We start from the raw sequence: 20,673 nt of genomic DNA on the forward strand, positions 1-20,673 counted from the left end.
GTTTTTTTTCAACTATTCTTTTATTCCGTACATATAAACTGCTTCCATGGATGGATATAACCTAGTAAAAACAACTCTTCCTTTATAATATTACCAACAATATTTTTCCTTTCATCCATTGGCATTTCTTGCAATATCACTTGTAATTCACCTTTATATTTTCCGAATAAATTGTTTCCAATAAAGATTTGACCCTTTTCTTGCATAACGCTCGGACGTACCGGAAAATCTTCATGCTTATATTTCTTACGCACTTCTGTAGAACGCACCATATATTCTGTTATATCACCACGGCGTACATGTACTTCCTGAAGTGTTGCTTGTTTCTCTATCGTTGTAACTTCCTCTACAAATTGTACTTTTAGTTCTAACATGTAACGATTTAATTTTCCTAGCTTCTCTAATTCTTCTTCACTTGCATAAGCATTCCCAATAATTACATCATCAATAACTCCTGTTGCCCATAAATGTTTCGCTTGTACATCAATTGATAGATTACGATGTTCTTCTAACGTACATAATCCATCATTAATATCCCACGGACCAATCGAACCAGATTGTGATGTAATAAATGCCGCAGTGCGAATCCCCTGCTCTTTAAAACGTTCACTACAACGAATGAAGTAATCATAAGGAAGACCTGTGAATTTTTGTGGATAAAAGTTATGACAACCTAATAGCGACGCTTTATTTGCTTGATGTGATAGAATATTGTCCAAATAAGCAATATCATTACTTACATTGAGCTCAATTTTTAATCCATATGGATTATATGTCATTTTCGATTCTGTTAATCCATCAAATCCCACATCTAAACGTATACCATCTGCTCCTAAATCCGCAAAAAATGATAAATCACTATAACTAATACCAAGTTGATCAAAAACAGTAGGAGCTACATCTAAAATTACTTCCATATTACACTCTTTCGCATGTGTAATAATTTCTTTAAATTCAGCTATAATTTCTTCTTTCGGACGATTTACGGATAATAAACAAGTAAATATTCTTGTAAATCCACGGCGTGCTGCCGCTGTAATATATGCCATATCACGTTCTTTTGTTGAATGTTCAGGATAAAGAGAAATTCCTAATTTACGCTCCATGTTTTTGCATCTCCTTTATACGTTGTAATAATGCCATGCTCGTAAATCTATATTTTGCAGATAGACATGTTGCACATAAAATTGTTGGTACAATGATAAAGAATGGTGACTGTAAACCTAGTGTGACAAACGCCCCCATCGAACAGCCGATGAGCAGAATAGATAAAAGTAGCAAGGTTACTAAAGATTTGCTTTTTATCCATTCAGAATAATGGGCAATATATTGACCGACAACAAATGTAATTATGATGATACCTGCTCCGAGCATGTTTCATTCTCCTCCCCTGCTAGCTGTTGCTTTTCATACATTTTAAAGAACGGATAGTAGATAACAAATGAAATTGCAAAGTTAATGAACACCAATACCCCTGCTGTAATGGTCCAATCTGTACTAATTACTGCCGCAATTGGAGAAAGCATCGTGAATGGAAGTTTTGCCATCATCATCGGTATCATGCCTGAAACAACTGCAAAATACGATAACGTTGTTGTAACTAACGGTGTAATTACGAATGGGATAATTAATATCGGATTCATTACAATCGGTGCTCCAAAAATAATTGGTTCATTTATGTTAAACAAACCTGGTACAAAAGATAATTTTCCTAATTCCTTTAAAAATTTAGATTTAGAGAACATAAACATTACTACTAAAGCTAGCGTTGAACCAGATCCTCCAATCCATACAAACCATTGAATAAATTGTTCTGTAAATAAGTTTGGTAAATGATGCGCATCTCCTGTACTTGTGAAAACTTCCATATTCTCAAGAATGGCTGAGTCCCACATCGGGCGAATAATTGGCCCCAAAATTGCTGGACCATGGATACCAAATGACCAGAAAAATACAATTAAAAATACTGTTAGCAAACCACCAAACAAATTATTTCCTACTAATACTGATTTAAGTGGTGTAATTAAATATGTGATTGTTGTGTTAATATCAAATTTCAAGCCATAGCGAATGCCCCAGAATAAAAGAATGACGGCTAATGTTGGAATTAATGCTGCAAATGAATTTGCAACTGCCGGTGGTACACTATCTGGCAATTTAATAGAAATATTATGTTTGATCATTAAATGGTAAATTTCAACTGCGATTAATGCCGTCACAATTGCTCCAAACAGTGAAGTCGCACTTAATGTTCCTACTGAAATATATCTACCAGCATCAATAACACCTTCCACCGGCTTCAATACTTGAACTGGTTCTACTGACGCAAGTAAAAAGGCAAGTACAGATAATAGTCCCGCACTTAATTGATTAAGTTGATAAAAATTCGCTAAAGAAGCCCCCACGCCAAAAGCTGCATATAATGCCATTAAACCTACTGTAAACCGAAATGGAATATCTAAAATATGACGAAATGGTGCGATCCATTCCATATATGCATCAATCGGTAAATTAAGGAATATAACAAAAAATGATCCGACAATTGTTAATGGTAATGTAGAAATAACTCCATTTCGAATGGCTAATAAATGTCGCTGTCCTGCAATCTTTTGTGTTGTTGGCATAATTTTTTGTTCCATAAAACTCATAAAACCATTCATCGATAAACCTCCCCTTTTATCTTGAATCTAAGAAAATACGATAAAGTTATAACATTATAATGTTTATATGTAAAAAATAAGGTACTTAAATCACCGAAGAACTAACTCTTCTGCTTGCTTAAGTACTGTCAAACCATCACACATGCCATAATCTCTCTGTGCAATAATTGCAACCGGTATACAGTGCGGCGCTGCAAGCGTCTCTACTGCACTTAACAGGTATTTTACCTGCGGTCCAATCAGAACTACATCTGCCTTAGCAATTTCAAGTTTAACTAATTCAGAATCAACAGCTTTAATTTTATAATTCTTACCTTGCTTTTGTGCCTCTTCTTGCATTCTTCTTACAACCATACTCGTTGACATTCCTGCGGCACAACATAATAAAATATACATATAATTTATCCTCGACTTTACAATACGACTTTCTCTGCCATTCGTTTATGAAGAACAATAAACTCCTCTGCAAGCTCTTTTACAGTAATCCCATTCATTAAATGATCTTGTGCGTGCACCAATAATAAACTTAACTCTGCATGATTTCCTTTCGCCTCTTCTTGAATTAAATCAGTTTGAATTCGATGAGCTGCTGAAATTTCTTGACGGGCAAGTTCTATTTTTACATCCGCAATCTCAAACTCTCCTTCTCTTGCACAAGCAATTGCTTCCAATGCTGCACTTCTAGCATTACCGCCATGTAAAATAAGTTCAAATGGAATTTGCATTTCACTCATTTTAAACTCCTCCAAGCTATGTTTTTCTATATCTCTACCTTAATTTGAAAACGCATACATTTAAACATAAAAAACTTCCGTTACACAACGGAAATTTTTATATGTTTTTTAATCTAATTCATCACAAAACTCCCAAACCTCATAACGACTTTAAAACTTCTTGAAATCTTTCAATTTCTTCTGCTTGAATTAGCTTTTCTACTATAGTTGGATTGGACATAATATCATATAAAAAATCATAGAGTTTTTGCAAGTCTTCATTTTTCATTTCCTATCATTCTCTCGTACATATATAAAAAGGAAAAGCTACTGAAAACCAGCAGTTTTTCCTTTTACTCTATCTACAAATCATTATTTCTTTAACGTGAACCCAAATTTATCCCAAGCCTGTAAATAATCTAACAAGAAAATTTCTTCATCTATCACACGACCAACTACATTTGTCTTACCTGTATTAACCATATCTTTTAAGGCAACCTGTAATTCACCTTTATATTGACCGTATTGTTCATTATCAATAAGAAGGTCACCACGTTTAATTGGTCTTGTATTATGTGGTTTAAACTCTTCTTTTTTATATTTCACACGACTTTGTGTAGAACGAATCATATATTCAGATACATCCCCGCGATAGAAATGCGGTTCTTCTAATACAATTTTCCGCTCTAAGTCTGTTGTTGTTTCATAAATCGCTACATCAAACGTTTGCTTCTCTTTATTTACCTCTCCAAGTGCTTTTAATTCCGCTTCCGATGCATATGCATTTGCAATGATTACATCATCAATTAGTTCTGTCGCAAATAAATGTTTTGCCTGTGTTGTCATCGGTAATTCACGATGTTGTTCTATCGTACACAAACCTTCAGTTACCGGCCATGGTCCATATGTCGCATCAAATGATGTAATGAAAGCAGCAGTTCGCATGCCATAGTCTTTAAATTGTTTTGAGCATTTTATGAAATGCTCATAAGAAAGACCAGAATAGCGATGTGGGTAGAAATTATGACAACCAATTAAATTTTCACGATTTGGACGATGACTCATAATATTATCAACATACTTCGTACCATTACTCATATTAATCTCAATTTTCAATCCATACGGGTTATATGTCATAATGGATTCTTCTAACCCCGAGAAACCAACATCTAGACGAATACCATATGCACCTAATTCATGGAAGAATGACAAATCATTATAAGAAATACCAAGCTGCTCAAAAACGGCTGGACTAATATCAACAAGTACTTGAAAACCTAATTCATTTGCATGAGAAATCGTTTCCTTAAATTCCTTAATAATCTGCTCTTTTTCCCCATCTACGGATAATAAACATGTGAATACACGTGTAAATCCATATTGATGTGCTAATGTTAAATATTCCTTATCTTTCTCTACTGTAGAATGTTCTGGATAAATCGAAATACCTAATCGTCTCATGTGTATACGCCTCTTTCTTCATCATCATTTTGTAAACCTTTTCAAACATATGTAATAAAATAGTTTAAATCCCCTTCTACTTCATCAATCATTTGAATCCGCTTTCTTTTTAGAGAAAATAACCTCTATCATTCATAACAACTAGCAGACTATACATCTATACTTTACCTTTTTTAAGAGTATTTGTGTAGTATTTACACAAATTTGTAAATTTTTTAGCCCCGAAAATTGTTACACGGTTTCAGTTCACCTTTCTTGACTGTTACATTGACCACTACATATACTCGAAAGAACAGAGAAAAATTATATAGGGGATGAATATATGGGAGAAGCAATACTCGTAAAACGAGAACCATTATGGACAAAAGAGTTTATTGCGTTAATTCTAGCAAACTTATGTATGTTTTTAGGCTTTCAAATGTTAATTCCAACTTTACCTGTTTACGTTAAAGAAATTGGTGGTACAAGTTCAAGCATCGGTTTTGTTGTTGGTATGTTTACCGTTGCAGCACTTTTTATTCGACCGTTAACGGGAAATGCCCTGCAAAAATTCAACAAAAAGATTATTTTAATGATCGGAACCGCTGTTTGTTTACTTGCCATGGGTAGCTACCTTTTCGCCTCAACTGTCTTTCTTCTTCTTGCCGTTCGAATTTTACATGGAACCGGTTTCGGAATTACAACCACTACATATGGGACAGTCGTTTCTGACTTAATTCCACCCGCCCGCCGCGGGGAAGGTATGGGATATTTCGGTCTCTCTGGAACAATAGCCATGGCGCTCGGTCCTCTTATCGGATTATGGCTTATGCAAACCTATAGCTTTACAATTCTTTTTTTATGTGCACTATCTTGTACAGTGATTTCTTTAATATTAACAAAGCTCCTTACGATTCAAGCGACTGAGAAACCGATTCAACAAACACATGAAACGTTTTTAGATGGATTTATCGAAAAGAAAGCTTTACTTCCTTCATTATTAATATTATGTATTACTTTAATGTACGGAGGTATCGGAAGCTTCATCACGTTATTCGCTACACAAATTGGAATCGCTGATATTAGCCTCTTCTTCTTATTTAATGCACTCGCAATCGCTGTAACACGCCCCTTCTCTGGAAGATTATACGATATAAAAGGGCATACATTTGTTATCATTCCTGGTGTTATCTTAACATTTGCGGGAATTATCCTTCTGTCGTATACGACAACAATACCAAGTTTAATTATTGCAGCAAGTTGTTATGGAAGTGGATTTGGAGCAATTCAACCTGCCTTACAAGCGTGGATGATTGACCGTGTAGCCCCACACCGCCGCGGTGTTGCTACTGCGACATTCTTCTCAGCATTTGATCTTGGCATTGGAGCTGGGGCCATTATCTTTGGATTCATTGCACACTTCACAGACTATGCGACTGTATATCGCTATTCTTCAATTTTGTTAATCGCTTTTCTTTTTATTTATATTACAAATGTGCGTAAGCAAAAACGAATGAACAAGAAGCAGGAAAAAGCTACTGGATAACGCTCAGTAGCTTTTTGATTTTATATGCATTCCTCATCAAGTATGCACAAAACTTTAGATACTATTGCTTATTTTTCTATCTGTAATCAAACGCTACAAAGTGAAACTTTAGTCAGTGGTTTTTTTCTTCATCCTCCACTGATCGTTAACCTTCACCAATCGGACTTTTATGGGCAGTTTATCTCCCACCTAACTTCTTTTCTTTCACCGAATTTTGAGGCGGGCATATTCCTGCCCATAAATAGCGGGATACACAGAGTTCTATCTCTTGTTTATTTTTTACATTAAATACCTAAATAACGTATTAAAACCAGGGGTTTCTTTAAATAAATGTAAACATTTTATCACTTTGTAAATTTAGTGTAAATTTTATCGGTAAATCGTTTACAGTGACTCAAATTTTAGTTAATAATTACACCGTACATGAAATTTGAGGAGTGGAATGCGTGGAATTTAATGTTCAAGACATGATCTTCCAATTTATTGGTGGACTAGGTATTTTCTTATTCGGTATTAAGTATATGGGAGATGGACTGCAACAAGCAGCCGGAGATCGTCTTCGCGATATTCTCGATCGCTTCACAACCAACCCACTTATGGGTGTACTAGCTGGTATGTTAGTTACCGTACTTATTCAATCTAGTTCAGGAACAACAGCTTTAACAGTTGGACTTGTAAGTGCTGGATTTATGACACTACGACAAGCAATCGGTGTTATTATGGGTGCAAACATTGGAACAACCGTTACAGCATTTATTATCGGAATTAAAATTGGAGAATATGCCCTTCCAATTATGGCAGTTGGAGCTATCCTGTTATTCTTCTTTAAAAATAAAAAAGTACAGTCTCTCGGACAAGTTGTGTTCGGGTTTGGTATGTTATTCTTCGGTTTAGAATTAATGAGCACAGGTATGAAACCACTTCGTTCTCTAGAATCATTCCAAGAATTAACAGTTAGTATGAGCAATAGCCCTGTCTTAGGAGTTATTGTAGGTACCGTATTCACTTTAATTGTACAGAGCTCAAGTGCGACAATTGGGATCTTACAAGAATTATTTGGTCAAGGTGCAATCGATTTAAAGGCTTCGCTTCCTGTATTATTTGGTGATAATATTGGAACAACAATTACTGCTGTATTAGCAGCAATCGGTACTTCTATTGCAGCTAGACGAGCAGCATTAGTTCACGTTATCTTTAACATCGTTGGTACCATCATCTTTACAATTTTATTAGTACCATTTACAAGTTTGATTCAATATTTCCAAACATCTTTAAACTTAAACCCAGAGATGACAATTGCTTTTGCACATGGGACATTTAACGTAACAAATGCGATTATTCAGTTCCCATTCATTGCCGTGCTAGCATGGATTGTAACAAAAATCATTCGCGGAGAAGATGCATCGATTGACTTTAAGCCGCAGCATTTAAATCCAATATTTATTGAGCAATCTCCTGCCATTGCCTTAACAGAGGCACAAAAAGAAATTATTCGTATGGCAGAGTTCTCATTACACGGCCTAAAAGAAGCAAATCAATTTTTAAATACAAAAGAAAAAAAACATGCTGACATGGCAGCTCAATTAGAAGGAGCTATTAACAACTTAGATAAAAAAATCACTGAGTATTTAGTGTTACTTTCAGAAAAACCACTTTCTCCAGCAGATTCAGAAAAACATTCTGTATTAGCATCTGTTGTCGGAGATATTGAACGCGTTGGAGACCACGTAGAAAACGTCGTAGAGCTTGTGGACTCTCAAATTTCTAATCGTGTCACACTATCGGATGAAGCAATGGCAGAACTAAATGAAATGCTTGAATTAACAATTTCAACATTACAAGATGCAATTGGTGCTTTAACAAACTTTGATACTGAACTTGCACAAAGAGTCATTACCAAAGAACGTAAAATTGATCAAATGGAGCGTGTATTGCGTAAGCGCCACGTAATTCGTCTAAACGAACGTAGCTGCTCAGGAGATGCTAGCATTATTTTTGTTGATATGGTAAGTAATTTAGAACGTATCGGTGATCACGCTGTAAATATTGCAGATGGAGTTTTAGGTGAACACGGAAAATATGCATTAAAACAAACACTATAAGCAAAAGAGACGCTCTTATAAAGCGTCTCTTTTTTATCACTCTCTAATCTTGTAATACACTTATCATTGGATCTTCTGTACCCTTGTGCTAGACGAGGATATACTTCAATCCAATTTATGAATCTGACTTATCTATTGTTTTTTCATAATATATCTCTCTATTCCCAATACGATGAATTATACTTATTCTATCACTCTCTCTCCTAAAATTTTCTTTATAAATAATTAGAAAATCTGACTTTTTATAAAATAAATTGAATTTTGGTGAAATGTAAATGATTTGTAATGTTCTTTTTCACCAATTTTAATTATAATTAGTTAATATGAGTGTCGTATTTCAATCCAAATGAAGGAGTATATGAAATGGATCAAAACCCATCTTTACAAGAAAATACACGAAATACTAAGAAAAACGGAAAGAAAAAAACAAAGATTATTATAAGTATCCTTTTATTATTTTTAATAATGGGAGGCGGATATACTTGGTTTTTAGTAAATAAAGCATCCTCAGCTGTTCGAAATGCCGCTCACGATTTAGCGCGCGGCGATAAATCAGATTTACGTGATAAAGTAGTAAAGCCTATTTCTAATAACGTCTCTGTATTAATAATGGGCGTTGATGAAAGTGATGTACGAGGCAAAGAATATGGTGCTGCCATAAGAACAGACGCACTGTTACTTGCGACTTTCAATAAAGATAGTAAAACAGTAAAACTTTTAAGTGTTCCACGAGACACATATACGTATATCCCGATAGAAAAGAAAAAGGATAAAATTACACATGCACATGCATTTGGATCTGCAAAAAATGGAAAAGATGGTGGACCACAAGCTAGCATCGATGCAGTCGAAAAATTACTTCATGTACCGGTTGATTACTTTGTAAAATTCAACTTCAAATCATTCATGAAAATTGTTGATGATTTAGGTGGTATTGAAGTAGATGTACCGGTCGAATTTACTGAACAAGATAGCAATGATAATGCCGGTGCAATTCATCTAAAAAAAGGTGTACAAACATTAAATAGCGAAGAGGCTCTTGCTCTTGCGAGAACACGTCACATTGATAGTGATGCAATGCGCGGACAACGCCAACAGCTTGTTATCGAAGCTATTTTGAAAAAGCTTACAAGTGTTGGATCTGTAACAAAAGTAGGAAATATTATTGATGACATTAACGGACAATTTGTAACGAACTTAACATTTGATGATATGTTATCATTCTATAAATATGGTACAGATTCTTCTATTGAAAAATTACAAATTGAAGGTAAAGATTGTTATATGTCCGCTGGTGATAAAGAATGTGGTCGCGCGAGTGACGGCGGTACATATTACTATGTACCACTGGAAAAAGAGTTAACAGATTTAACAAAGCAGCTTCGTTCTCATCTTGGACTACCAGAATATAAACAAACTAATACTGACGATAAAGAAAACAACCAAAAAACAAATCCAGAAAAAAATAAAGAATCAAAGTCTACTAGCAGTAACAAAGAGACAAAAACAACGTCAAATAATAATTAATAAGAAACCCAGCTCTCCTTCCATAGAGCTGGGTTTCTTATTCTTTCAATCCCTTTCCAAAATATTAAAAATTCTAACTTTTCAACTATCAATTTCAATATCTTTAAATTATAATAAATTATAGAAATCTATTCCAATTAACAGGAGGCACATACATATGAAAGCCGCAGTAAAACATAACATTTCAGACTTTAAAGATTACCTAAAATCCAATGAAATATATATGGAAGAAAACGTAGATGAGAATGATGGTTCTGTATTCTTTGCAGTCAACTTAGATACAGAAAGCGGCGCAAAGATCCGTCTTATTGCTGCTTTCCATAACGAGCATCCTACTGTAGATATGTATTGCTTCAATGTCGTGCGATTACATGATTCTACACCTAAAGATGAAGTTTTACGTCTAATCAACGAACTAAACATCGCATATAGATTTGCAAAATTCACAATCAACGATAGAAACTCTATCGACATTTCAACTTCTCTTGCATTTTCCGAGCCAAACTTCAACCCAGCTCTAGTCTTTGAACATACTTTGCAACTATACCAGATTGCAAATAAAGAATATGAAAATTTAATGAAAGTAATTGTGGCTTAATTACTCTCAAAAAAGCCGCTGATCAATCCCAGCGGCTTCACACATACTTCCGATGCACCATCTTCCCATCATATGAAAAGACCACACCTTTATTTTCCACCGACGACTCCATATGAACGGTTCTTCCCCACAGCTGATGAATGTATGGCAGTACTTTCTCTAAGTATTTTAAGTCAAGCTCAATCCCTTCATAACTATGCTTAATATACAGTTCCCCGTTCTTTAAATAATCGCCATCTTCTACTACTAAGTATGGGAAACCTCCATTTGTACGCATATTTACGAGCTGATCGCGCACGTTCTCCCACTCTTTATCAATTACTTTATACTCTTTCCCTTGGCGCTGGAATAAGTACATATCTTCCCTCATCACTAACTCTTTGTTTAAGTAATTTCTTAAGAAGGATACATCCCATTCAATCTCTCGTACTTCAAAGATCTTGTCACGTCCTGATCCTGGTTTCACACCGCGCTTCTTCATTTCTTCAGTTGGATTATTGTATCGTTCTTCAATATCTTCGAACATTTTAATACCAAGGTAGTATGGGTTAATACTTGTTTTAGATGGCTGCACGACTCCAGCGTTAAGTTTTGCGAATTCGATTGCCTCATCGGATGTTAGGTCCATTTCTCTGAGAATGCGCTGGTGCCAGAACGAAGCCCAGCCTTCGTTCATGATTTTCGTTTCAAGCTGCGGCCAGAAATACAACATTTCTTCTCGCATCATTGTTAAAATATCACGTTGCCATTCATCTAACTCTCGGCTATATTCTTCAATGAAGAGAAGTAAATCTTTCTCTGGCTGCGGTGGAATTTTCTTTTTCTTACGCATATTTGGGCGTTCTTGTTTTTTATTCCTATCATCTAGATTCCACAAGTCATCATACTGTGATACCCGTTTTTTTTCTACTCCTTCCTCTTCCAAATCGTCCGTACTCCATGCAAGCTTTGGTCGCATAAGCGATGGATCAATATGTTCTTGAATCGCCAAAACAGCATCTAAAAATGTTTCTACCTCTTCTTTTCCATATTTATGTTCATACGCTTTAATGCGCTCTGCTGTCGCTGCCATACTTTCAACCATATCGCGCTTCGTATTTGAAAAGCGAATATTATTTTTAAAGAAATCACAGTGTGCTAATACGTGGGCCACAATTAATTTATTTTGAATCAATGCATTTGTATCGAGTAAAAACGCATAACATGGATCAGAATTGATGACAAGCTCATATATTTTACTTAGCCCCAAATCGTAATGCAGCTTCATTTTGAAAAACTGCTTCCCAAAACTCCAATGTGAAAACCGCGTCGGCATTCCATACGCACCAAATGTATAAATAATTTCAGCAGGACATACTTCATAGCGCATCGGATAAAAATCGAGTCCAAAGCCTGTTGCAATTTCAGTAATTTCAGCAATTGCATATTGGAGTTCTTTATCATCACTACTTCTCATCTTTTTCCCTCCTTACAATTTCCCTTAAGAAAGTGTATGAAGGACAACAAGCTTTCATGAAGATTAAACACATCAAGAGGAAAATACTATAAAAGGCATCCTTGTATAAAACAAGAATGCCTCTCTTATTTAACCCTCAATCACTTCTAACTTCTCCGTAATCGGTGTACGCGCTTTTCCTTCCGGTGCTTTATCAAAGTAACCGATGTGAAGAATTCCAGTAATTCGTTGTCCTTTTGTTAATCCAAGTCCTTCTATAAATAAAGGATTATAGTTCAATCCACCTGATTTCCAAACACAACCTAACCCGCGTTCCCAAGCTAGTAATTGGAAGTTTTGCATAAATGCACATACCGCTGCGTAGTCTTCATCACGTTGAATTTGACGTGGATCTTCATCCATATACACAACAATTTGAGCTGGTGTGCTTAGAAAGCGATCGGATAAAATTTTACCTCTTTTTGCTTTTTCTTCTTCTGTAAAAGAATTTAACACAGCATCTACTAATGTTTTACGACCTTCTCCAATAAATAATTTACATTTCCACGGTTCACGATACTTATGGTTCGGTGCCCACGTTGCATCATTTAATAGTTCAATTAATAACTCTTTTTCTACCACTTTATCTGTAAATGTACGAATGGATCGTCTTTCTTTAATAACATTTGCAATGGAAGTATATGTAGTCATATTTTTCTCTCCCTTATTTTCATCTATATGTATATATTTCTTATTGATATTGATTTTCAATTTCGATTATAACGCAGTTTTCTATCATTAATCAATGTTTTATGTTGGAAAACAAATAAAAAAATCAATCCTCTATTGTGAATAAAAAAACTTGAAATGTTCACAAGTTTTTCACAACTTACGGACATGCTATATGTAAAGTTTTCCATCTGATTCAACTAGGAGGAATTTATATGTACAAAAAATTTGCATTAAGTATTACTCTAATAGCAATGCTATGCGGAATATCTACATTCCCTGCTTCTGCTGCTACACAAGAAGAAGTTGTCATGCACCATCATAAAATCATCTCGGAAGAACAACTACAATCATTAGAAAAACAAGGTTATCAAAAGCATGAAATTTGGAAAGCTGCACGCATTGCAAGAGCAAGTAAAAAAGATATCAATGACGTTTTATCCTACTATAAACAAAATAAATCTTGGAAAGAAACAGCAAAGCATTTTGGTGTAGATCTAAAAAAATTGCATAAGCATCATATGAGTAAACAAACGAAACAAGCGTTACTTCAAAAAATCGCTGATATTCAAAAATCTACACCCGAACAAATGAAGAAAACAATGCAAGATAATAAACTTCATTTACATCACCTTGCAGTTCTAACTGTCATTGCACAAAAAAGTAATACACCATTCAATGATGTATTAAAAATGAAAAAAGATGGCATGCATGTCAAACAAATCGCAGAAAAATTAAATGTGAAGAAAGAAGATATAAGAGCTGAAATGATGAAATTAATACAGTCTGTAAAAGAAAACAAGACAAACTAAATGTAAAGAAGGAAGAAGCATGTATTGCTCTTCCTTTTTTAATGAATTGATTATGTTTGTAGCATTGATGCCTTATGAACCTACAATAATAAATCCATCCGCAAGCGGGTCAGATGGGTCTAACAAAAACTGATGCATTCCTGTAATAAAAACTCTTCCTGTGATTCGTATGGTCATCTCGGTTTCTGTACATTTCACAAGCCTTACCTCATATATTCCCCCTGTAATATTTTCATGTTGTACACTTTCACCTTCTTTCAGCATGCCTTCCTGACAAAAAAGTACTAAACAAGCACATGTTGTAGCAATATATGGAGAACGACTAACAAGTCCATTCTTCTTTTGGAGCATTGTCCTAAAACGTTTCTCTTCAAATTCCTCTGTACCTATTAAAACTCCGCCATACGTAGATGTGTCTAAACTCCTTGCCATATGGGCGAAGGTTTTTAGTTCTATTAATTCATTCATCTCTAATTTAACTCCCAAATGTTTCGTATAACTCATTACATAAACTTCATTAGCCCCAAAGGAAACGATAGATTGAGAATTATTATTTTGAAATTCATAGCTACATTCTTTTTGTAATGACACAGACTGTATTTCACCAGTTTCCATACCAATATGCACATGAATGATTCCCTCAATTGTTTCCACTACAACTACATCATTTTTAACTTTTTGGTGTCCTGTTTCAACCATAACAGCAGCAGCTATCATGACAAACTCTTCTATCCCAGAAATAAAACCATTTGCATCCATAAACAAAGCTGCAAAATCTACTTCTTTTGAACTAGATGGTACAATAATACAACCGTTCATCGCCGCATGACCACGTGGCTCTTGCATTAGCATCCTTCGAAAATCTTGATGGTTTTCGATTAATTCTTGTTGTTTTTCCTGCAAAGTAGTCCCACGTAATAACGGCACACCATTCATGATTAGACGCAGTGGTTCCCCAGCCATATGCGCATCAACTGTTGTAATTGTTTTTACAAACTTCATACAATCTCCCCTTACCAATTTTTAAAAGCACTTCCTACTTTACCCCTCTGTCTATAGATGAAACATCGAATTACTTCCACTACTAATTAGTGACCATCCATTGGTGGGATGAGAATAAAGCCATCTTTTAAAATGTCCTCTTCATGATATAAAAATTGGTTCATCCCCATAATCCATGCCGATCCAGTAATTTCTGTTATCACAGCTTCTATCTCTCCCATATTTGTCGTTCCAATAATTTCACCTTTAAATAACGAACCGACTATACTTTCATGTACAAATTGTTCCTTCATATCAATTTTCCCATGTGCATATAACGTGGCAAGTTTAGCAGATGTTCCTGTGCCACATGGCGAACGATCAATACCGCCAGGTGGTACAATGACCGTATTTTTCACATCAGCTCTTTCGTCTGTTGGATCACAAAAGAATTCGACGTGTGTCACTCCTTCAATAAAAGAAAATTCCGGATGTACGATTGGTACGACCGTATTAATCTCATCACGAATCCGAATAGCCTGCTCCACAATTTGCGAAGAATTCTCGGTTTTTAACGTTATCCCTAACTTTCTAGCATCTATAATGGAATAAAAATTCCCTCCATACGCAATATCACATTGAACATTCCCTATCTCTTCTACATGGACTTCTACAGATTTTAATAAAAAGGCAGGTACATTACAGAACGTTACTTCTTTTGCTTTCCCCTTCTCTACAAGAACCTTTGCCGGAACAAGTCCAGCTGGTGTATCTAATGTAATATGCGTATAAGGTTCTTTCACCTCAACCATTCCTGTTTCTATTAAAGTGGTACAAACACCAATTGTATCGTGACCACACATTGGTAAATAACCACCCGTTTCTATGTAAATAACACCAACATCAGCTTCTGGATGACATGGATCTGTTAATAATGCCCCTGACATAACATCATGTCCCCGAGGTTCAAACATTAGAAATGTCCGAATCCAATCATAATGTTCTTTCATAAACAACATTTTTTCAGACATTGTATTCCCTTCTAATTTTGGAAGACCACTTATGACTGTCCTTGTCGGATTCCCTCCCGTATGTGTATCAATTGTCATAAATACTTTTTTTACATTCACACTTGTTCCATCCTTTCTTGAAATCGATTGTGGCTCAATAATTCAATTGGAACAGTTGTTTTTTGCTCCTCAATCATTTCTGCAATAAGCTTTCCTGTAATTGCCGCTAAACTAATTCCATCCCCTTCATGACCAGCTGCAATATAAAAACCCGGTACTTCTTCCACATGAGAAATAATTGGCAAATGATCAGCCGTCCATGGACGTAACCCTGCATAAGTTCGAATCAGTAACATATCCGCCATTTTTGGATAAAAACGGATCGCACGTTTTGCGATACATCTTATGACATTGGTATCTACCTTTGTTTGGAATCCAGCAAATTGTCTGCTACTTCCTATCAAGAAATTTTGACTTTCTGTTGGCTCAAATACGAGGGCCACCCCATACTTTTCGGTTTCTGCATCCACATGACGTGTACCGCCAAACTTACTAATCAAATATCCAAACTCCATTACTTTTCTCATTCCAACTGGCTCTTGCCTAGAAGCAACAATAATATGCCCTTTTCTCGGCTGAATTGGAATATCCACATTCATCATTTCTCCAATAATAGGTGACCATACACCTGCCGCATTTACGACTTTATTAGCTGTAAATGTTCCATTACTTGTTTCAACAATAAACATACCCCTTACATCTTTCCGAATACTTCTGACTTCTGTATGAAGTTGTACTTCTGTCCCTTGCCTTTTCGCTTCGTCCAATAAAGAAAATGATAATAAATAGGGATTTACAGTGGAATCTGTTGCACATTCTAATCCACCTAATAAATCATCCGCAAAATATGGTGACTCTTGTCTTATATCCTGCTTATCTAGCATTCGAAAAGGCAATCCCACGTCTTTTTGCCGCTTTACCCATTTCTCCGCCGCAATCATTTCCTCTTCACTTTCACAAACTAAAATACTCCCAGGTGCGCGGTACTCAAAAGAATGAGATAGCTCTGTCGCTAATTGATCAACAAGTTTTTGGCTTTCAAGAGACATTTGACTATCAAATCCAGGATCCTTATCAATCGCCAAAATATTCCCATCACACCGCGAGGACGTACCGCTCGCTAGCTCTCCTCTTTCTAGTAATGTCACATTTCTCCCACATTTTGAAACGTAATAGGCAATTGCACTTCCAATAATTCCTCCACCAATAACTAAAACATCACAATGCTTATTCATAACTCCCCACCTTTTCTCTCCGAAAACGGTAAACAAAGATCATTATGCTATGTTAATAATCTTGCTCTTCATTACTTATCTTTTCACTTGCAAATAAAGTGCCAACTTACAACAAGAATAATTATCTAATTTTTTAGAAAAAGGTTTTACATCCCCTTTGGATATGTGTAAAAATAATAAAATAGTGTATAAAAAACTTACAGTCGATTCCATAAGGAGGAACCATCATGACAATTAGTCTCCCTTCTATAGCTCAGCTTATTTCTAAAGACTTTCTCTTTTTTCCGTCTCTAGAAGAATGGCACCAATCACATCACAAAAACCATGAAAATATAACCACTCTCATTCATAAAGATAATGGTATATATATACTTGATTCACACGGTATATATCAGCCATGCTATACAACTTCCTATTATTCTTCTATTCCGTATCTATTAAAAAAACTAAAAAACTATCATGCAGTTGTTTTTACCAACGCTTCTCATAAACCAATCGGTTTTCTTACAAGTACCATGCTTGCCGAAACACTCTCCCACTCCTATGAATATTTACAAGCTTATTTTGAAACGGTTATTAAAACAATGGATGCATCAGTTACCGTTATTGATGAAAACGAAAATGTTAATGTATGGACGAACGGCGCAGAGGCTATCTTCTCTGTGAGACGTGAAGAAATTTTAGGAAAACCCATTACATCATTTTTTCATGAAGACATGCTAGAAATATTAAAAACCTTGCAAGATGGTCGTACACTACATCGGCATCAGCACCAGCCAAGAAAAGACTTAATTGTACTCATTAACTCTCATCCCATTTACTTACATAATAAAATCATTGGAGCTGTTGTATCAGAAACAGATATTACGAGCCAAGTCAGACTCAATCAGGAGCTATTCTCTGTCTCTGCAAAAATGCATCAATTAGAAAAACAAGTTGCTAAATTAACGCCACCGGCTGATCCCTTTCATTCTATTAAAGGAAATAGTCCTGCGTTGCAAAAGACAATTGAAATGGCTAAAAAAATATGTGCCACAAAATCTCCTGTACTCATTTTAGGTGAAAGTGGTGTTGGGAAAGAGCTATTCGCAAAAGCAATTCACGAGGCACGAGAAACTAAACAAGCCCCGTTTATTTCTATTAACTGCGGCGCTATTCCAGAATCTTTATTTGAAAGTGAATTATTCGGTTATGAGAGAGGAGCCTTTTCTGGTGCTGATCAAAAAGGAAAGAAAGGAAAAATTGAGTTGGCAAAAGGTGGAACGCTATTTTTAGATGAAATTGGCGAAATGCCGATGGACATGCAAGTAAAGCTACTTCGTGTACTACAAGATAAAACTTTCTATCGTGTAGGCGGTATAAAAGAATTACAAACTGATTTTAATATCATTGCTGCTACCAATCGAAATTTACAAAAACAAATTGCTGAAGGAAAATTCCGCGAAGATTTATTTTATCGCATAAACGTTGTAAGTATTGATGTACCGCCACTTCGTGAGAGAAAGGAAGATATTGTAGAGCTCATTCACTCTTTCTTATACGAATTTTCTATTCAATATAAGCGACCAATTCAAAACATTCCTCAAGATGTTATGTATGAATTGCTTGAGCACACATGGCCTGGGAACATCCGTGAACTACGAAATGCAATTGAACGACTCGTTGTATTCGCGGCAGATGGAAAGATAAAAAGAGAAGACCTTTCTTTTTATACGAAAACAACAAAAGAGAACACACCTGTCCCTCTTAGAATAGATATCAATGAAGGGGAACTACTTGACGATGCCTTAAACAAATATGAAAAAAACATCATTCAACAAGCCCTTGAATTAGAAGGGGGCAATAAGCTCGCTTGTGCAAAACGTCTTGGAATTACACGTGCAACTCTGTATAATCGCATGAAAAAATTACACATCCCCTTTTAATCCTCAGCTAGATTGGCATGTATTTTGCATATAAATTAACAAATAACCAATCTAGCAAGGGGGCTTTTATCATGGACATTCCAAAAGATTTCATCATTTGTCGTTGTGAAGAAGTAACATATAAAGAACTACTCCATACAGCAAACACATATAACTGCTCAACACGAGAATTGAAGCTGCGCACCCGTGCAGGCATGGGATTTTGCGGTGGACGAACATGCAGGTGCGCACTAGAAAGCTTCCTATCATTACAAGAACAGGAGCGCCAATTATTAAAGCATCAACCACCGGTTCGTCCCATTACCTTTGACTTGTTAGGTGATAAAAAATGAGAAATCGTATCGTTCATCATCCAATTCTCGGTAACCTGCCCGAACGCGAAACAATCTCTTTTACATTTAACGGCACGAAATGTGAAGGATTAACTGGGGAAACAGTAGCAGCTTCCTTATTTGCTAATAACATTCGAACATTTCGCGTTCATGAAGAAACAGGAGCGCCTCGTTCTATTTACTGTAATATTGGCCATTGTTTTGAATGCCGCGTTACGATAAACGGCAAACAAAATATACGCGCATGTATGACTTTAATTGAAGATCAAATGGTTGTACAAAGTGGAATCAAACAACCGACTCCTTTAAAGAAGGAGGATCCTATATATGAATGACGTTATTATCGTTGGGGCTGGACCTGCAGGATTATGTGCAGCCATCGCTTGTAAAACACATGGCTTATCCATTCGCATTTTTGATGAGTTTATAAAACCTGGAGGACGTCTTCTTGGACAGCTTCATCAAGAACCGAACGGAATATGGTGGAATGGTATAGAGGAATCAAAGAAATTACAAATACAATTAGAGGATTTAGCAATCCCCATCGAATGCGGTGTGACTGTATACGATTTAGAAAAAAATGAACAAGGATGGGCTATTCATACAAATATCGGTATCTTCCAAACAAAACATGTTCTCCTTGCAACAGGAGCAGCTGAATTCCCAACTCCACTTCCAGGATGGACACTTCCTGGTGTTATGTCTATCGGTGCTGCGCAAGTTATGACAAATGTACATCGCGTCAAAGTCGGTACTAACGGAATGATAATTGGAGCTAATATTTTATCATTCGCCATTATGCATGAGTTACAACTTGCCGGACTAGAAATTGATAGCATCGTATTACCACCAAAACATACAGTAACAAAACAAAGTGCACAGCCACTTCATGTTTTAAACTCCCTACTCCATGTTGCACATATCGCTCCTTCCCCTTTATTGAAATTTGGAAGTCGCTTTATGAAACATAGTGCGATGCAAAAATTAGCAATTCAATTTTATCCAAAGCAAGGAATGAAAATTTGGAATGTACCGCTTCACCTCCGCAAAGCAGCTATTGAAATCCTGGGCAATCAACACGTAGAGGCTGTAAAAATCGCTACAATTACACCAGATGGTGAGGTTATTCCTGGCACAGAAGAAGTACGTACTGTTGATTTTGTATGCATCGCTGGAGGGCTTTATCCATTAGCTGAATTAGCTGCTGTTGCTGGATGCCCGTTTTCTTACATAGAAGAGCTTGGCGGACATGTTCCACTTCATGACGAAACAATGGCAACTCCCCTTCCTGGCTTGTACGTTGCCGGGAATATTACTGGGATTGAAAGTGCAAAAGTCGCAATGGCGCAAGGAACGGTTGCCGGAACTGCCATTGCAAAAGAACGAATGCAGTCGCATTCACATCTTGATTCTTTATTACATCGCGCCATCCAAAATGTCAAAACAACTCGTGAAAATGCAACCATTCAATTCCATCCGCATATCGCTAAAGGACGTGAGCAACTGCTAGCTCTTTCGCAGCAAACATAACTTTGCATATACAAACATAAAAAAAGCTGTCCAAAAGA

The 20,673-nt window shown here is 36.0% G+C and carries 20 protein-coding genes and 1 pseudogene; 9 read left to right on the plus strand and 12 right to left on the minus strand.

Going from position 1 to position 20,673, the window contains the following annotated elements; all coding sequences use genetic code 11:
- Positions 1-20: 20 nt before the first annotated feature.
- From AZF08_RS06870 to AZF08_RS06900, 7 genes and pseudogenes are all read right to left on the minus strand, one after another.
- Positions 21-1,106 carry a DUF871 domain-containing protein gene (locus AZF08_RS06870; RefSeq protein ID WP_033674620.1) on the minus strand — a complete coding sequence of 362 codons (1,086 nt, stop codon included), beginning with the start codon at positions 1,104-1,106 and terminating at the stop codon, positions 21-23.
- Complete coding sequence (locus AZF08_RS06875) at positions 1,096-1,374, minus strand: hypothetical protein (protein WP_033674619.1); 279 nt, start codon at positions 1,372-1,374, stop codon at positions 1,096-1,098. The genes AZF08_RS06870 and AZF08_RS06875 overlap by 11 nt, the downstream gene beginning before the upstream one ends.
- On the minus strand, positions 1,350-2,660 hold the full coding sequence (locus tag AZF08_RS06880) for a PTS sugar transporter subunit IIC (RefSeq protein ID WP_033674618.1): 1,311 nt from the start codon (positions 2,658-2,660) through the stop codon (positions 1,350-1,352). The genes AZF08_RS06875 and AZF08_RS06880 overlap by 25 nt, the downstream gene beginning before the upstream one ends.
- A 90-nt stretch (positions 2,661-2,750) precedes the next feature.
- Entirely contained in the window at positions 2,751-3,056 is a 306-nt protein-coding gene (locus tag AZF08_RS06885; protein ID WP_033674617.1) for a PTS sugar transporter subunit IIB, read from the minus strand.
- Between the two features lie 17 nt (positions 3,057-3,073).
- Positions 3,074-3,394: a PTS lactose/cellobiose transporter subunit IIA gene (locus AZF08_RS06890; RefSeq protein WP_033674616.1), complete on the minus strand. Its 321-nt coding sequence runs from the start codon at positions 3,392-3,394 to the stop codon at positions 3,074-3,076.
- A 139-nt stretch (positions 3,395-3,533) separates the two neighbouring features.
- A pseudogene (locus AZF08_RS06895) lies at positions 3,534-3,656 on the minus strand (PTS sugar transporter subunit IIA); the annotation flags it as partial.
- An 89-nt stretch (positions 3,657-3,745) separates the two neighbouring features.
- Positions 3,746-4,834 carry a DUF871 domain-containing protein gene (locus AZF08_RS06900; protein ID WP_033674615.1) on the minus strand — a complete coding sequence of 363 codons (1,089 nt, stop codon included), beginning with the start codon at positions 4,832-4,834 and terminating at the stop codon, positions 3,746-3,748.
- 322 nt (positions 4,835-5,156) lie between these two features.
- Between AZF08_RS06900 and AZF08_RS06905 the strand changes: the two genes are divergently transcribed.
- The 4 genes from AZF08_RS06905 (at position 5,157) to AZF08_RS06920 (ending at position 10,586) form a co-directional block, all read left to right on the plus strand.
- Entirely contained in the window at positions 5,157-6,359 is a 1,203-nt protein-coding gene (locus AZF08_RS06905) for an MFS transporter (RefSeq protein WP_033674614.1), read from the plus strand.
- Between the two features lie 446 nt (positions 6,360-6,805).
- Entirely contained in the window at positions 6,806-8,461 is a 1,656-nt protein-coding gene (locus tag AZF08_RS06910) for a Na/Pi cotransporter family protein (RefSeq protein ID WP_033674613.1), read from the plus strand.
- Positions 8,462-8,788: 327 nt separating this feature from the next.
- Entirely contained in the window at positions 8,789-9,988 is a 1,200-nt protein-coding gene (locus AZF08_RS06915) for an LCP family protein (RefSeq protein WP_082246063.1), read from the plus strand.
- Positions 9,989-10,145: 157 nt separating this feature from the next.
- Positions 10,146-10,586, plus strand: coding sequence for a hypothetical protein (locus AZF08_RS06920; protein ID WP_033674612.1), 441 nt, complete (start codon positions 10,146-10,148; stop codon positions 10,584-10,586).
- A 37-nt stretch (positions 10,587-10,623) separates the two neighbouring features.
- On the opposite strand, the gene spoVR is transcribed toward AZF08_RS06920, so the two are convergent.
- Positions 10,624-12,042: a stage V sporulation protein SpoVR gene (gene spoVR / locus AZF08_RS06925; RefSeq protein ID WP_033674611.1), complete on the minus strand. Its 1,419-nt coding sequence runs from the start codon at positions 12,040-12,042 to the stop codon at positions 10,624-10,626.
- 129 nt (positions 12,043-12,171) lie between these two features.
- Positions 12,172-12,732, minus strand: a complete 561-nt coding sequence (locus tag AZF08_RS06930; RefSeq protein ID WP_033674610.1) for a nitroreductase family protein — start codon at positions 12,730-12,732, stop codon at positions 12,172-12,174.
- Positions 12,733-12,965: 233 nt separating this feature from the next.
- On the opposite strand from AZF08_RS06930, the gene AZF08_RS06935 reads away from it, so the two are divergent.
- Positions 12,966-13,562 carry a hypothetical protein gene (locus AZF08_RS06935; RefSeq protein ID WP_033674609.1) on the plus strand — a complete coding sequence of 199 codons (597 nt, stop codon included), beginning with the start codon at positions 12,966-12,968 and terminating at the stop codon, positions 13,560-13,562.
- A gap of 72 nt (positions 13,563-13,634) precedes the next feature.
- Here AZF08_RS06935 and AZF08_RS06940 read toward each other — a convergent pair whose 3' ends face one another.
- The 3 genes from AZF08_RS06940 to AZF08_RS06950 form a co-directional block, all read right to left on the minus strand.
- Positions 13,635-14,564, minus strand: coding sequence for a proline racemase family protein (locus tag AZF08_RS06940; protein WP_033674608.1), 930 nt, complete (start codon positions 14,562-14,564; stop codon positions 13,635-13,637).
- A gap of 86 nt (positions 14,565-14,650) precedes the next feature.
- Positions 14,651-15,652, minus strand: a complete 1,002-nt coding sequence (locus AZF08_RS06945; RefSeq protein WP_033674706.1) for a proline racemase family protein — start codon at positions 15,650-15,652, stop codon at positions 14,651-14,653.
- 17 nt (positions 15,653-15,669) lie between these two features.
- Positions 15,670-16,848: an NAD(P)/FAD-dependent oxidoreductase gene (locus tag AZF08_RS06950; RefSeq protein WP_033674607.1), complete on the minus strand. Its 1,179-nt coding sequence runs from the start codon at positions 16,846-16,848 to the stop codon at positions 15,670-15,672.
- A 227-nt stretch (positions 16,849-17,075) separates the two neighbouring features.
- Between AZF08_RS06950 and AZF08_RS06955 the strand changes: the two genes are divergently transcribed.
- The 4 genes from AZF08_RS06955 (at position 17,076) to AZF08_RS06970 (ending at position 20,635) form a co-directional block, all read left to right on the plus strand.
- The gene (locus tag AZF08_RS06955) at positions 17,076-18,773 is read left to right on the plus strand and encodes a sigma-54 interaction domain-containing protein (RefSeq protein WP_033674606.1); all 1,698 of its coding nucleotides are present in this window, start codon (positions 17,076-17,078) and stop codon (positions 18,771-18,773) included.
- A 71-nt stretch (positions 18,774-18,844) separates the two neighbouring features.
- The gene (locus AZF08_RS06960) at positions 18,845-19,105 is read left to right on the plus strand and encodes a (2Fe-2S)-binding protein (protein ID WP_033674605.1); all 261 of its coding nucleotides are present in this window, start codon (positions 18,845-18,847) and stop codon (positions 19,103-19,105) included.
- On the plus strand, positions 19,102-19,440 hold the full coding sequence (locus AZF08_RS06965) for a (2Fe-2S)-binding protein (protein ID WP_033674604.1): 339 nt from the start codon (positions 19,102-19,104) through the stop codon (positions 19,438-19,440). The genes AZF08_RS06960 and AZF08_RS06965 overlap by 4 nt, the downstream gene beginning before the upstream one ends.
- Complete coding sequence (locus tag AZF08_RS06970) at positions 19,433-20,635, plus strand: NAD(P)/FAD-dependent oxidoreductase (RefSeq protein WP_033674603.1); 1,203 nt, start codon at positions 19,433-19,435, stop codon at positions 20,633-20,635. Before AZF08_RS06965 ends, AZF08_RS06970 begins: the two co-directional genes overlap by 8 nt.
- The last annotated feature ends 38 nt before the right edge of the window (positions 20,636-20,673 follow it).

The sequence above is a fragment of the Bacillus gaemokensis genome (assembly GCF_001590835.1).
Lineage (GTDB): Bacteria > Bacillota > Bacilli > Bacillales > Bacillaceae_G > Bacillus_A > Bacillus_A gaemokensis.